The 14,667-nt window shown below is 54.9% G+C and carries 11 protein-coding genes; 10 read left to right on the top strand and 1 reads right to left on the bottom strand.

What is annotated here, in order from left to right; all coding sequences use genetic code 11:
* Positions 1-10 precede the first annotated feature (10 nt).
* The 3 genes from glnE (at position 11) to waaA (ending at position 5,098) form a co-directional block, all read left to right on the top strand.
* On the top strand, positions 11-2,932 hold the full coding sequence (gene glnE, locus QSV34_RS13150; RefSeq protein ID WP_289155428.1) for a bifunctional [glutamate--ammonia ligase]-adenylyl-L-tyrosine phosphorylase/[glutamate--ammonia-ligase] adenylyltransferase: 2,922 nt from the start codon (positions 11-13) through the stop codon (positions 2,930-2,932).
* A 28-nt stretch (positions 2,933-2,960) separates the two neighbouring features.
* Complete coding sequence (locus tag QSV34_RS13145) at positions 2,961-3,698, top strand: glycosyltransferase (protein WP_289155426.1); 738 nt, start codon at positions 2,961-2,963, stop codon at positions 3,696-3,698.
* Between the two features lie 125 nt (positions 3,699-3,823).
* On the top strand, positions 3,824-5,098 hold the full coding sequence (waaA, locus tag QSV34_RS13140) for a lipid IV(A) 3-deoxy-D-manno-octulosonic acid transferase (protein WP_289155424.1): 1,275 nt from the start codon (positions 3,824-3,826) through the stop codon (positions 5,096-5,098).
* Between the two features lie 114 nt (positions 5,099-5,212).
* On the opposite strand, the gene QSV34_RS13135 is transcribed toward waaA, so the two are convergent.
* A complete protein-coding gene (locus QSV34_RS13135) occupies positions 5,213-6,607 on the bottom strand; it encodes a TolC family outer membrane protein (protein WP_289155422.1) in 1,395 nt (464 codons plus the stop codon).
* A gap of 249 nt (positions 6,608-6,856) precedes the next feature.
* Here QSV34_RS13135 and QSV34_RS13130 point away from each other — a divergent pair, with 249 nt between their 5' ends.
* The 7 genes from QSV34_RS13130 to QSV34_RS13100 all read left to right on the top strand — a co-directional run bounded on the left by QSV34_RS13130 (position 6,857) and on the right by QSV34_RS13100 (position 14,500).
* On the top strand, positions 6,857-7,330 hold the full coding sequence (locus QSV34_RS13130; RefSeq protein WP_289155420.1) for a DUF1249 domain-containing protein: 474 nt from the start codon (positions 6,857-6,859) through the stop codon (positions 7,328-7,330).
* Positions 7,331-7,389: 59 nt separating this feature from the next.
* Positions 7,390-8,208, top strand: coding sequence for a metallophosphoesterase (locus QSV34_RS13125; RefSeq protein ID WP_289155418.1), 819 nt, complete (start codon positions 7,390-7,392; stop codon positions 8,206-8,208).
* A 61-nt stretch (positions 8,209-8,269) separates the two neighbouring features.
* On the top strand, positions 8,270-8,845 hold the full coding sequence (locus QSV34_RS13120; protein WP_289155416.1) for a YqiA/YcfP family alpha/beta fold hydrolase: 576 nt from the start codon (positions 8,270-8,272) through the stop codon (positions 8,843-8,845).
* Between the two features lie 83 nt (positions 8,846-8,928).
* On the top strand, positions 8,929-10,812 hold the full coding sequence (parE, locus tag QSV34_RS13115; protein WP_289155414.1) for a DNA topoisomerase IV subunit B: 1,884 nt from the start codon (positions 8,929-8,931) through the stop codon (positions 10,810-10,812).
* Positions 10,813-10,979: 167 nt separating this feature from the next.
* Positions 10,980-13,232, top strand: a complete 2,253-nt coding sequence (parC, locus tag QSV34_RS13110) for a DNA topoisomerase IV subunit A (protein WP_289155412.1) — start codon at positions 10,980-10,982, stop codon at positions 13,230-13,232.
* A gap of 156 nt (positions 13,233-13,388) precedes the next feature.
* On the top strand, positions 13,389-14,213 hold the full coding sequence (locus QSV34_RS13105) for a mechanosensitive ion channel family protein (RefSeq protein WP_289155410.1): 825 nt from the start codon (positions 13,389-13,391) through the stop codon (positions 14,211-14,213).
* Between the two features lie 35 nt (positions 14,214-14,248).
* A complete protein-coding gene (locus QSV34_RS13100) occupies positions 14,249-14,500 on the top strand; it encodes a GlsB/YeaQ/YmgE family stress response membrane protein (protein WP_289155408.1) in 252 nt (83 codons plus the stop codon).
* The last annotated feature ends 167 nt before the right edge of the window (positions 14,501-14,667 follow it).

The following is a 14,667-nucleotide window of genomic DNA, read 5'->3' as shown; positions in this document are numbered from 1 at the left end:
AGTATTTAAGGTGTTTGAGTCCAGCCCCCCACTGCAAAACCAGTGGCAACAAACCCTGTCCCGTTTTCAAAATGTCTCTCCTGAGTGTGCCGAGCAACTGCAACAACTCTGTCAGCAGCAGCCCGAATTTGCCGCCCAACTGCAACTGCTGTGGAGCTGCAGCGACTTTGTCGCTGACTATGCCTGTCAGCGCCCCGACGCATTTATGGAGCTGGTGAGTAGCGGTGATCTACAGCGCGCGTTTAATTATCAACAGTGGCAGCAACGCTATCGGCAAGCACTCGCAGGAATCGACAGCGAGCAACAGTTAGCCACCATTCTGCGACAACTGCGCAACCGGGATATGGTGCGCATTGTCTGGCGGGATTTCAGCGACTTGGCAGATTTGGCGGAAACCACCGCAGATATGACGGCAATGGCACGTTGTTGTCTCGATTCCGCCATCGACTTTCTCTACCCCAGCCTGTGCAACCGCTACGGTGTGCCCATAGGCGCAGCCAGTGGTCAGCCGCAGCGACTGGTGGTGTTTGGCATGGGCAAACTGGGAGCTGGGGAGCTGAATGTTTCTTCTGATATCGATTTGATATTTGCTTATCCGGAGAGCGGAGAAACCGATACCAGCGAAGCCTCATCAAAACGCAGCCGCAGCAACCAGGAGTTTTTTGAGCGCCTGGGGCGGCAACTGATTCAATTGCTCGATAGCCGTACTGCCGAGGGATTTGTGTTTCGTGTCGATATGCGCTTGCGGCCCTATGGCAGCAGTGGCCCACTGGTGGGCAGTTTTGCCGCCATGGAGCAGTACTACCAAAGCCAGGGACGTGACTGGGAGCGCTTTGCCATGATCAAGGGCCGCCCGGTAGCCGGTGATATTGCCGCTGGTGAACAGCTGCAAACAGCGCTCAAGCCGTTTGTGTATCGCAAGTACATTGACTACAGCGCCATTGAGGCGCTGCGCGACATCAAGGCATTGATCGAGCAGGAAGTGCATCGCAGCGGCGCTCAAAATGACGTCAAACGAGGCCGTGGCGGCATCCGGGAAGTGGAGTTTATCGCCCAGGCTTTTCAAATTATTCGCGGCGGTCGCGATACCCGGTTGCAGCAACCGCCGTTATTGCGGGTACTGCCAATTCTGGAAGAAGAAAAACTGCTGCCTGCAGGTAAGGCTGGTCAACTGGCAGACAGCTATCAATTACTGCGAAAGGTGGAACACTGCCTGCAAGGCATCGCCGATCAACAAACTCAACGCCTGCCGGATGATCATTTGGGCAGGGAGCGCTTGGTTGCGGTTGTCGGTTGCCACAGCTGGGAAGAGTTTTGTGAGCGCCTTGTACAGGCGCGGGAAACGGTAGCCACAGAGTTCGCCGCCGTGGTTGCCGAGCCGGTGCCAGGGGCGGATAATGGTCAGCAAACACCGAAGTGGGCCACCCTGACCTGGCAGCTGTTGCGCCGTGACCAGCCGGTGAGCGAAATTCTGCAGAATGCCGGTTATGACCAGCCAGACGATACAGAGCGCACTCTGCAGGCTTTGTTGAATAGCCGTGCGGTACAGCAGATGCAAAGCAGCGCCCGCGACCGCCTCAAGCGTTTTATGCCCATGCTGCTGGAAGGTTGTAGCCGGGGGCAATATCCATCGCAATTGTTGCAGCGAACCCTCGCCCTGGTGGAGGCGGTTACCCGCCGCAGCGCCTACCTGTTGTTGTTGACGGAAAATCCCCAGGCTCTTCAACAGCTGCTATTGCTGTGTGCTGCCAGCCCCTGGATTGCCAGTCAGCTGGCGGCACACCCGTCTCTGCTGGATGAGCTGCTGGATGCGCGCACCCTCTACAGCGCCCGTGATCGCGCCATGCTGGCGGATGAACTGCGCCAGCAAGTGTTGCGGGTTCCGGAAGATGATCTGGAAGCCCAACTGGAAGTGTTGCGTTATTTCAAACGCTCCAACCGCTTGCGGGTGGCCGCCTGTGAAGTCACCGATGCACTGCCGCTGATGCAAGTGAGTGACAACCTTACCTGGATCGCCGAAGTGCTTCTGGAACAGGTGCTCGATATGGCCTGGATACAGATGACCCAGCGCTACGGCTATCCGCAGGGGGTTCTCCGCAGTGGCGGGGCAGATTTTCTGATTGTTGGTTATGGCAAGTTAGGTGGCATTGAAATGGGCCACAGTTCTGACCTGGATCTTGTGTTCCTCTACGACGCTGATCCCCAGGGCAGCACCGACGGCGACCGCAGTATCGACAATGCCACCTTCTATCTGCGCCTTGGGCAGCGCATTATCCATTTGCTCACCACCCAGACCAGCTCTGGCCAGCTGTACGAGGTGGATATGCGCCTGCGACCATCCGGGAATTCCGGCATGTTGGTAACTTCGCTCAACGCCTTTCAGCGCTATCAGGAAAGCGACGCCTGGACCTGGGAGCACCAGGCGTTGGTGCGGGCGCGGCCGGTCGCGGGCAGCGAGCCATTGGCAGAGGCTTTCCAGAAGGTGCGTCGAGACGTATTGGCCAGAGTGCGGGACGTACAGCAGCTGTCAGCGGATGTGGTGGAAATGCGCGACAAAATGCGCGCCCACTTAAGCAAGGAAACAGACAACACCAGCTTTGACCTCAAACAGGGTAGCGGCGGTATCGTGGATATTGAATTTATGGTTCAATTTGCCGTCTTGGCTTGGGGCAGCCAGCACCCGCAATTGCTGCGCTGGAGCGATAACATTCGCATACTGGAAACCCTGGCAGCGATCGGTACAGAAAGCGGGGCGCTCGCCGATGGCCCCTCCCCGCAACAAGCTCACTGGTTGATCGATGCCTACCGGGAGTATCGCGCCGCTGGCCACCGTGCCCAGTTGCAGCAGCAACCGACGGTGGTAGCCAGCCAGCCGTTTCACCAATATCGCCAGCAAGTGAGCCACCTTTGGCAGCGTTTGTTACCCAATTAACCATTCAAAGAACGACAGAGAGAATGCCATGGCCAACGAGCAGCAGCCGGTCAATATTATCTGTATGAAATGGGGTCAGAAATACGGCGCCGAATACGCCAATCGCCTCTACCGCATGGTGGATCGCAACATCACCCGGCCATTCCGGTTTATCTGCTTTACCGATGATGACAATGGCCTGCTGGATGGCATTGAGGCGCAGCCGCTGCCATCCCTGGAGCTGCCCCCCGGCACCCCGGAGCGGGGTTGGAACAAACTCTCCACACTGGCAGAAGGGTTTGGTGGGCTGGAAGGGGAGGCTCTGTTTCTCGATCTGGATGTAGTGATTGTAGGCAATATCGACGAGCTGTTTGATCACCCTGGTGAATTCCTGATTATCCGCGACAAGAAATTCAAAAAGCGCCTGATCGGTAACTCGTCTGTATACCGCTTTAAAATTGGTCGCTACGACCAATCATTGCGCAAATTCCAGCAAAATTTTGACCAGGTAAAAAACAGCTTCCGCAATGAGCAGGCTTATCTGAGCGACGAGGTGCATCAGCGCGGCGAGCTGAGGTTTTGGCCAACCCAGTGGTGTGTCAGCTTCAAATACGACTGTGCTTCCCCATGGCCGTTGGGGTTGTTCAAAACGCCCAAAGCCCCTGAAGGCAGCAAGATTCTGATTTTCCATGGCCACCCGTTGCCGGATGAAGCCATCGAAGGGGTGACCCACAAATGGTATCGCCCGATTCGTCCATGTCCGTGGTTGAAAAATTACTGGAAATAAAAAAGTCCGTCATTGCGAGGAGCCTTGCTTTCCAAAGAAAGGCGACGCGGCAATCTCCTGATACGGAGTAAACTTCACGAGATTGCCGCGCCGCTTCGCGGCTCGCAATGACGAGGCTGAAGACTATGATAAGAGCCCTCTACACCATCGCTTTCTACCTCGCTGTACCTCTGGTGCTGTTGAGGCTGCTGCTGCGCGGCCGCAAAGCGCCGGCGTATCGCAAACGCTGGGGTGAGCGTTTTGGTTTTGTGCCGCGCCTGAAAGCGGACAAGGTTATCTGGGTGCACTCGGTTTCCGTGGGCGAAACCCTGGCAGCAGTGCCGCTGATCAAACAACTGCAACAGCGTTATCCCAATGCGCAGCTGGTGGTGACCACCATGACCCCCACGGGCTCAGAGCGGGTTGTGGCCAGCTTTGGTGATTCGGTGTATCACGTTTACGCGCCTTACGACCTGCCGGATGTGGTAGCGCGTTTTCTCAAACGGGTACAGCCGGATGTACTGGTGATTATGGAAACAGAGTTGTGGCCCAACCTGGTTCTCGGCTGCGCAAAACGGGATATTCCGGTGGTGGTGGCCAATGCCCGGTTGTCGCAAAAGTCCGCAGACGGCTACGCAAAAATGCCGGCGCTTATGCAATCGTTGTTGGCAAATATCAGTGCTGTGGCGGCTCAGCACAGCGATGACGGCCAGCGTTTTCTCGACTTAGGTTTACCGGAAAAAAGCCTGTCTATTACGGGCAATATCAAGTTTGATTTACTGCTTACCGATGATGTTCGTCAAAAAGCCAATGACCTGAAACAACAGTGGCGCGGTGACAATCAGCGCCCTGTCTGGCTGGTGGCCAGTACCCACCGGGGCGAAGATGAAGTTATTCTCGACAGTTTTCAGGAGCTTCTAAAGTACCACGACGACTTGTTGCTGGTATTGGTCCCCCGTCATCCAGAGCGCTTTGACGAAGTGGCACAGCTGTGTGAAAGTCGCAAACTGACCGTAACCCGACGCAGTGAAGCAGTGGCGCCAGCGGATAGTCAGGTGCTGCTGGGCGACACCATGGGCGAGTTATTGGCGTTTTGCGGCGCCAGTGATGTGGTGTTTATGGGCGGCTCGCTGGTGCCCGTCGGGGGTCACAATTTGATTGAGCCGGCGGCCTGGGGGGTGCCGGTGTTGTCTGGCTCTCACCTGTTTAACTTTGCTGAAGCGTCCCGCTTGCTATTGTCGGCGGAAGGCATGGTGGTGTGCGATAACAGCGAGCAGATTGCCGCTGAAATGGAATCGTTGCTCAATGATCCGCAGCGTCGTGTTGCCATGGGCGAAGCCGCACAAGCGGTGGCGGAACAAAATCGTGGTGCGTTACAGCGGTTAATGACAGTTATTGAAGACACCAGCCCTTCACCCTGAGGCTGCGTCTTTTCTTTGTCATCCTGAGGGAGCGAAGCGACCGCGAGGATCCCACAACTTTCAACTTGTGAGATTCTCACGTCGGCTCCGCCTCCTCAGAATGACGGTAAGTGGTCAGCCTTTCTCTTTTATAACCTTGGCGCTGTCTTCCAGCCAACCATTCAAGGTAAACACATCCTCAGGGCTCAGTTGTCCCGACTGCAGTTTCAACTCCATAAAACTCAGAATGTAGTCGTAGCGAGCGTTGGCGTAATTTTGCTGCGCCTGGAACAGACGCGACTGCTCGCTGAGTACATCGAGAATATTCTGTGTGCCGACTTCATAGCCAGAGAGAGTCGCCTTGTAAGCACTCTCTGCAGAGGTCACCGCTGAGTCCAGTGCTCGCACCCGGGCGGCGTTGGTCTTGGCGGTGAGGAACGAGGTGCGGGCACTTTGGATCACCTGGCGGCGGGCGCCTACGTAGTTGTGATGAGCCTGCACTTTTTGTTGAGCGGCTACTTTGCGTTGAGATTGATTGAGCCCCCAGGTAAAGATAGGCACTGACACACGCACGTTGGTATCCCGGTAGGAAGAACTTTCCCTGGCATTGGTGAGAAACGGGCCATTACCGAAGTCGATCACCGAGCCCGGCGTGTCGGTGTATCTGAACCCCCCGACGGTGACGGAAACGGTTGGTGTGTAGTTGTACTGACTGCCTTTGGCGCGATCTACCGTGCTTTCCTGAGTGGACTTAGCGATCTTCAGGCTATTGTTGTTTTGCAGGGAGAAGTCCACCCATTGCTCCCTGTCCAGGGGTTCCGGGTCGTCGATAGGAAAGTCGTTTTTCAGTCCGGATAACTCGAAGTGGCGTTTGCCAGTAAGCACTTCCAGAGCTTCAAAGCGAATCGCGAAATCGCCTTCCGCCTGCAACACCGCCACTACGGCGTTGTCGAAGGTGGATTGGGCCTGGTGAACATCGGTAATGGCTACCAGCCCTACGGAAAATCGTTCCTTGGCATTTTGCAGTCGCTGGCTGGATTCGGTTTCGTTGCTGCGGGCAATGCGCAGGGCTTCGCTGGCGCGCAGCACGTCAAGGTAAGCACCGACAACCCGCACAATCAGGTTTTGTTGATCCAGGGCAAACTGCGCCTCGGCCCGTTCCAGATCGTGCCCGGCGGCTTTAAAGTCAAACCAGTTGCGCACATTAAAGCTGTAGTTAAGGCCATCTACGGAGAAGGTTTTAATGCCATCGGATGTGCGGGTCTGGCTCAGTGGCGTGTTGTCCTGGCGGGAACGGCTTTTCCCCGCCCCAAGGCCGTACCCAATCGACGCGTTCTCCGCAAACGACGGCAACAGGTTTTTACGCGGTGCCACAATCGCCTCTTGATCGATCAAAAAGCGCGCTTCCGAGGCTTTAAACGTGGCGTCGTTTTCCAGCGCCAATTGGTAAATCTCTGCCAGGGTTTCGCCCTGAGCGGTTGTGCTTGAAGCCAACAGGGTAGCGAGAGCCAGCTTGGTGAAATTCTTCATCGGGGGATGCCTTGCGTCCATTTGCGTTGCCGCGAGTCTATCAGAACGGCCATTCCGGATACACTTGTGAGGCTGTTCACAGAGTAAGGTTTTGTTAACCGTTGCTACAGGCTCGCTAGACAGCTGCCGATACCATGGGTAGAGTGGTTTGGCGACACCGTAAAAAATCCACTAAGTAGAGGTTTTTTGGAAGCATTTCACAACTCCATTTTGCGAATGGCAACTGGTTAACATTCTGGGTAGGTGACAGTGGCTGTTATTGATAAATTTCGATACAAGGTAGACCTGAGGCGGTACATGGCGGATTGCGATGCCAACTATCTCCGGTTTATCAAGCTGTTTCCGGAGTACCAGTCAGCATCCTCGCGCACTTTTGTCCTCAATGGACAGAATCGTGTGGTCACCATCACAGTACTTGAGCGCACCCCCTACACCACCTTGCTGACGTTGAAACAAACGGAGCTGGAACAGAAACAGGGCAGTGATATCGGCTGGTTACAAATACCGGCGTTAAAGGTTCGCCTTTATCACGATGCCAAGGTTGCCGAAGTGCTGGATTGCGAAGGCCACAGAAGCCCGAGCCCACGCTTTGAATACCCCAACCCGAAAATGTACCAGCAGGATGAAAAGGCTCAGTGGAACAAGTTCCTGGCCGATTTGCTGGCGCACTGCCTGCAACACGGCTATGAAACGGGGAACTGTTTTGATCGCGTATCCAGCTGAGCTTATGGATAAGCCCTCACTTGTTAAAGAACAGGGCGATCGGCAGAGATTAACAGGGCATGACAGCAACGGTGAAAACCATTAACAAACAAGCCTGCCAACCAACTTGCCAACAGCGGGTACGAGTGGTTCAACTCACCGACCCCCACCTGGGGCCGTCGGCGGACTACCAGTTGGCGGGTATCAATACCTGCGACAGCCTCAATGCGGTCTTGGAGCGTTGTCGGGAGATGGCAGATGCCTTTGTTGTGACCGGTGATATTGCCGGTGATGGTGCGCTGCCTGCCTACGAACTGTTTGATAAAAAACTGTCAGCAGAAGCTGTTCCCTACTATTGGCTGCCCGGCAATCACGACGACCTGGAAACCATGGCCGCTACCCTCAACACCCCGTTTCGCTTCGAAGTGACAGTGGGCAACTGGTTGTTATTGATGCTCGACAGTCGCCAACCCGGAAAAGTGGGTGGCCATATTGGTGAGCGGCAATTGCAGTCCGCACTGGCTGCTGCCGAAAAACACAACGGCCCGGTGGCAGTATTTATGCACCACCCGCTGGTGGATGTGAACTGTGCCTGGCTGGACAAGCAAAAAGTTTCCGATGGCGATGCCATCCTTGAGCAGTTGGCGGAGTGCTCCAACATCAAAGCCGTGTTTGGCGGCCATGTTCACCAGCCAACTGCGGTCAAGCGCTATCGCATCACGGTGTACACCACACCGTCTACCTGCTTCCAGTTTGCCGCTAACAGCGACGAGTTTGCCTTTGGTGATCAAGGGCCGGGCTTTCGCTGGATCGACTTCAATGACGACGGTACCATCGATACCGGTGTGGTTGAATTGCCCGCCATGGACAGCCTTGACCGGCGTTGTGTTGGCTACTGATCACTCCTTGTTAGCCAGCAGCACATCGTTATAATCGGTATCTTTCAGGTACCGATTTTTCATGCTCCTACTTTATCTGCACGGTTTTAACAGCTCACCGTTATCTTTTAAATCTGAAGCTACCCGTCTCTGGCTGAAAGAGCACCACCCCGAAGTAGAGTTCCACTGCCCACAGCTTCATAACTACCCAGAGCGGGCCATTGCTCAGCTGGAAGATATTATTGTCCAGTGCGATGTACCTCCGGCACTGGCAGGCAGCTCCATGGGCGGCTTCTTTGCCACTTACCTTGCTGAAAAATACGCTTTGCGTGCGACTATTATTAACCCCGCTGTGCGCCCCTGGCGGGGTATGCACGAATACGTTGGCGAAAACGCCAACTACCACACCGGCGAAACCTGGGTGATGGAGCATCACCATGTAGAGCAGTACCGCCAGTTTGACGTGGAAACTCTGCAGCGCCCAGAAAATTTGTGGGCGCTCTTGCAGACCGAGGACGAAGTGTTGGATTATCGCGATGCGGAAGAAAAGTACGCTGCCTGTAAACTCACCATAGAGCAAGGTGGCGATCACGGCTTTCAAGGCTATGAGCGGTTTCTGCCGGAAATTTACCAATTTTTGTTTGATGTTCGACGTTAGACGTTGGACGAGTTACGCTCGATCCAGATACGACTTTTCGTCAAACGTCGAACATCCAACGTCAAACCATAAGAACACAGCGAATGACCAACTACACCGCCGAAGATATTGAAGTCCTTACCGGCCTCGACCCGGTAAAGAAACGCCCGGGCATGTACACCGATACCGCTCGCCCCAACCACTTGGCCCAGGAAGTCATTGACAACTCTGTGGATGAAGCCTTGGCCGGGCACGCCCGCAAGCTGGATGTGGTGTTGCACAAAGATGGCTCCCTGTCAGTGACTGACGATGGCCGTGGTATGCCAGTGGATATTCACCCGGAGCAGGGTAAGCCCGGTGTGGAAGTGATCCTCTCCACCCTCCACGCTGGCGGCAAGTTTTCCAACAAAAACTACCAGTTTTCCGGCGGTCTTCACGGGGTTGGGGTGTCGGTAGTTAACGCCCTGTCCCTGAAATTGGAAGTGACCATTCGCCGGGACGGTAAGGTGCACCAGATTGCCTTTGCCAACGGCGACAAATACAACGACCTGGAAGTGATCGACAGCTGCGGCAAGCGCAATACCGGCACCACGGTACGGTTTTTGGCCGACCCGCAATACTTCGACTCCACCAAATACTCCGTGCGCCGCCTCAAGCACGTATTGCGCGCCAAGGCAGTGCTGTGTGCCGGGCTCACGGTTACCTTTAAAGAAGAGGCCAGTGGTGACACCGAAGAATGGTGTTATGAAGATGGCCTCAGCGATTATCTGATCAGTGCCACTCATGGTTGGGACGTACTGCCCACGGAACCGTTTTTGGGCACCTTTAGTGCGGAAACAGAAGCAGTGGACTGGGCAGTGCAGTGGTTGCCGGAAGGTGGCGAACTCACCCAGGAAAGCTACGTTAACCTGATTCCCACCGCTCAGGGTGGCACTCATGTTAACGGCTTACGCAGCGGCTTATTGGAAGCCATGCGCGAGTTCTGTGAATTCCGAAATTTGCTGCCGAGGGGTGTGAAACTGACCCCGGATGATATCTGGGATCGCTGCTGTTACGTGCTGTCCTCCAAGCTGGCAGACCCGCAGTTCTCCGGTCAGACCAAAGAGCGCTTGTCGTCACGGGAGGCGGCAGCATTTGTTTCCGGCGTGGTCAAAGACGCTTTTAGCCTGTGGCTAAATCAGCACACGGAAGAGGCGGAAAAACTTGCTGACCTGTGTATCAGCAATGCCCAAAAGCGTATGCGTGCCAGCAAAAAAGTGGCGCGCAAGAAAGTTACCCAAGGGCCAGCGTTGCCGGGTAAGTTGGCAGATTGTTCCGGGGACGATCCCAGTTTTGGTGAGCTGTTTCTGGTGGAGGGGGATTCTGCCGGTGGCTCCGCCAAGCAGGCTCGCAACCGCGAAACCCAGGCGATCCTGCCTTTGCGGGGCAAGATTCTCAACACTTGGGAAGTGGACTCTCAGGAAATTTTGGCCAGCCAGGAAGTACACGATATTGCCGTGGCTCTGGGCATCGACCCGGCCAGTGATGACCTCTCCGGCCTGCGCTACCACAAAATTTGTATTCTGGCGGATGCCGACTCCGACGGCCTGCATATTGCCACTCTGATTTGTGCCTTATTTGTGCGCCACTTCCGTCATATGGTGCAGGCTGGGCACGTGTACGTGGCCATGCCACCTTTGTATCGCATCGATATCGGCAAAGAGGTGTACTACGCCCTGGATGAGTACGAAAAACAGGGTGTGCTCGACCGTATCGCTGCGGAGGGTAAGCGCGGCAAAGTGAACGTACAGCGTTTTAAAGGCCTGGGCGAAATGAACCCGCTGCAATTGCGTGAAACCACCATGGATCCGGATACCCGCCGCCTGGTGCAGCTCACCATCGAACCCGGCGATGACACCAATTCCATCATGGATATGCTGCTGGCGAAAAAGCGCGCTGCTGACCGTAAGACGTGGTTGGAGAGCAAGGGCGATCTGGCGGAAGTGTAAAGGCTTAGTGCCGTCATCCCCGCGAAGGCGGGGATCCATGTCGGCTATGGCACTACAGAATTGAAAAAAGGTGGTATCTGGATTCCCGCCTGCGCGGGAATGACGGTAGTGTATTTGTAGGCACTACTTTTATTTCGCTCAGAATGACAGCGAAGCGACAAAAAATTATGACTGACTACGTAAAAATCGACGACGACGGCATCGAAAAAGCCTCCCTCAGCACCTACGCGGAGAAGGCGTACCTGGACTATTCCATGTACGTGATTCTCGACCGGGCGTTGCCTCATATTGGCGACGGTCTCAAGCCGGTGCAGCGGCGCATCGTTTACGCCATGAGTGAGCTGGGCTTAAAGGCCAGCGCCAAATACAAGAAGTCCGCGCGCACCGTGGGGGATGTGATCGGCAAATTCCACCCACATGGAGACAGCGCCGCCTACGAGGCTATGGTGCTGATGGCGCAACCGTTCAGCTATCGCTATCCGCTGGTGGATGGCCAGGGTAACTGGGGTTCGCCGGACGATCCCAAGTCGTTCGCCGCTATGCGTTATACGGAATCCAAGCTCACTAAATATTCCGAGGCGCTGCTGTCGGAGCTGGGCCAGGGCACAGTGAATTGGCAGCCGAATTTCGACGGCACATTGGACGAGCCGGAAGTATTGCCCGCGCGAGTTCCTAATGTGTTGCTCAATGGCACCACCGGTATTGCGGTGGGTATGGCCACGGATATTCCGCCGCACAATTTGAATGAAGTGGTCAAAGCCACGGTACATTTGCTGGAAAACCCCAAGGCCACCGTGGAAGACCTGTGTCAGTTTGTGCCGGCGCCGGACTTCCCCACTCACGCGGAAATCATTACCCCGCAGGTCGAAATTCAAAAGGTCTACGAAACCGGTCGCGGCTCGCTAAAAATGCGCGCGGTATGGCACAAGGAAGACGGTGATGTGGTGGTGACTGCACTGCCGCATCAGGCGTCTGGTTCCAAAGTGCTGGAGCAAATTGCCAGCCAGATGCAAGCCAAAAAGCTGCCCATGGTGGCGGATTTGCGGGACGAGTCCGACCATGAAAATCCCACTCGACTGGTGATTGTGCCCCGTTCCAACCGCGTGGATCTGGAACAGATGATGAGCCACCTGTTTGCCTCCACGGACCTGGAGCGCAACTACCGCATCAACCTGAATATGATCGGTATCGATGGCAAACCGGGGGTCAAACCGCTCAATCGTATTCTCGCGGAGTGGCTGAAATTCCGTACCGACACCACCCGCCGCCGTCTCGAATATCGGCTGGAAAAGGTCAACAAGCGCCTGCACCTGTTGGATGGTTTGCTGGTCGCCTTCCTCAATATCGACGAAGTGATTCATATTATTCGCACCGAGGATGAGCCGAAACAAGTGCTGATGAAGCGCTTTAACCTAACCGAGGTGCAAGCGGACTACATTCTCGATACCAAGCTGCGTCAGCTGGCGCGCCTGGAAGAAATGAAAATCCGCGCCGAGCAGGAAGAGCTGCAAAAAGAAAAAGAGCAGCTGGAATTGATCCTCGGTTCTGCAGCGCGCCTGAAAACCCTGGTCAAAAAAGAACTGCTGGCGGCCATGGAGGAATTTGGCGACGAGCGTAAATCGCCATTAATGCAACGGGATGAAGCCAAAGCCTTCTCGGAAACTGACCTGCTCAGTTCCGACCCGGTGACGGTGGTGATTTCAAAAATGGGCTGGATTCGCGCTGCCAAGGGCCACGAGATTGACCCGGCGGCGCTTAACTACAAATCTGGCGACGATTACGCTCTTTCCGCGAAAGGGCGCAGCAACCAGAATGTGATTCTGCTGGATTCCACCGGTCGCAGTTACGCCTTGGCCGCCCACACTCTGCCGTCGGCGCGAGGGCAGGGGGAGCCTGTCACTGGCCGCCTCAACGCGCCGTCTGGTGCGACGTTTGAGGGCGCGATGATGGGTGACGATAAGCAGGCTATCCTGATGTGTACCGATGCCGGTTACGGTTTTATTGGCCGCCTCGGTGAGCTGTACACCAAAAATAAAGCAGGAAAAGTATCCCTGTCAGTGCCCAAAGGCGGGCGGGTGATGGCGCCCAAATTGGTGGACGACCCGGAAAATGATCTGCTTGTGGCCATCAGTAACGAAGGCCGTATGCTGGCTTTCCCAGTCAAAGAGCTGCCGGAACTGGCGCGAGGCAAGGGTAACAAAATTCTCAGCATCCCCACTGCAAGGGTGCAGAATCGGGAAGAGTTTATGGTGGCGTTGGTTACTTTAAACGATTCGCAAACCCTGAAAGTTTATTCCGGCAAACGCCATATTGGCCTCAAGCGCAGCGATCTGGAACACTATGTGGGCGAGCGCGGTCGCCGTGGGCATAAATTGCCAAGGGGCTTTCAAAAAGTGGACTCAGTTGAGGTGGTGGATTGACAAAGAGTGATTGAATGTCAAAACCCTGTTACAGGGTTTGGTACTTTTCACTGATCTTAAAGGCGTAGTGTTCTTATTTAGACTGTCATTTTGTGCCTGACCATTAAAAACAGCCTATATTTTCAGGCAAGCTATCAACAATAAAAGGGGAATATCGTGGAAGAACTGATCGAAACTGCAACCAATATGTCCATCGAGTGGGCACCCAAGCTGGTGGCTGCACTGGTCATTTTGTTTATTGGTATGTGGGTGGCGAAGAAAATTCGCGGCGGCATACGCAATGTAATGGGCAAGAAAAACGTAGACCCAGCGGTTGCCGGGTTTGTTTCCAGCCTTTGCTACTACGGCATTGTTGCCTTTGTGGTGATCGCTGCACTGTCGAAAGTGGGCGTTGCTGCTACCTCCTTTGTGGCCATTCTCGGTGCCGCCGGTTTGGCGGTTGGTTTGGCGCTACAGGGCTCCCTGTCGAACTTCGCGTCCGGTGTGCTGATTCTGATTTTCAAGCCATTCCGAATTGGCGATTTTGTGGAACTGGCCGGTACCTCTGGCTCAGTAAAAGAAATCACGATTTTCACCACTGAACTGGCTACTCCCGACAATAAAAAAGTGATCGTGCCTAACTCTGCGGCCATGGGCGGCAATATCGTCAATTATTCCGCCCACGATACCCGCCGTGTAGACATGGTATTTGGCATTGGCTACGGCGACGACATCGACAAGGCGCGCAATATCATCAAAGCCATTCTTGAGGCAGATGATCGCGTACTGGCCGATCCGGCCCCAGCGGTTGCGGTAGCCGAACTGGCTGACAGCAGCGTCAACTTCAACGTGCGCCCCTGGGTGGGTACTGCGGATTACTGGGGTGTGTACAACGACGTTCACGAGCAGGTTAAGAAACGCTTCGACGCCGAAGGCATCTCTATCCCGTTCCCACAACAGGATGTGCATATGCACACTGTGGCAGCTAACGGCGCTGACTAAAGATCAGTTTTCAACCATCAATCAGGAGATTTCAAATGGGAATTCTTTCGTGGATTGTACTGGGACTTTTGGCGGGCATACTGGCCAAATGGATCATGCCTGGCAAGGACGGTGGCGGTTTTATTATGACCACCTTACTCGGCATTGCTGGCGCCTTTGTCGGCGGCTGGGTGGGTTCATTGTTCGGCATGGGCGCCGTAGGTGAGTTCAGTTTTGGCGGTTTGATTACCGCTGTGATTGGCGCACTGTTGTTGCTGTTTATTTACAATAAAGTGATTAAGAAGTAGCCGTTTATTCAGAAAGCAAAAAGGGCAGCAAAAGCTGCCCTCAGACTGCTGACAAAGTCCTCGCCCTCGTGCGGGGACTTTTTATAATGGGGCATGTTAAAAGACCGCCCCCAAACCCAGTCCACTATGGAGTTCGTCAGCATTGACGAGCTAGTTCCTGCCGACCA

The sequence above is a fragment of the Porticoccus sp. W117 genome (genome assembly GCF_030341905.1).
Taxonomy (GTDB): Bacteria; Pseudomonadota; Gammaproteobacteria; order Pseudomonadales; family Porticoccaceae; genus SCSIO-12696.
The sequence above is the reverse complement of the archived record's forward strand: the minus strand, read 5'-3'. Positions and strand labels throughout refer to the sequence as shown.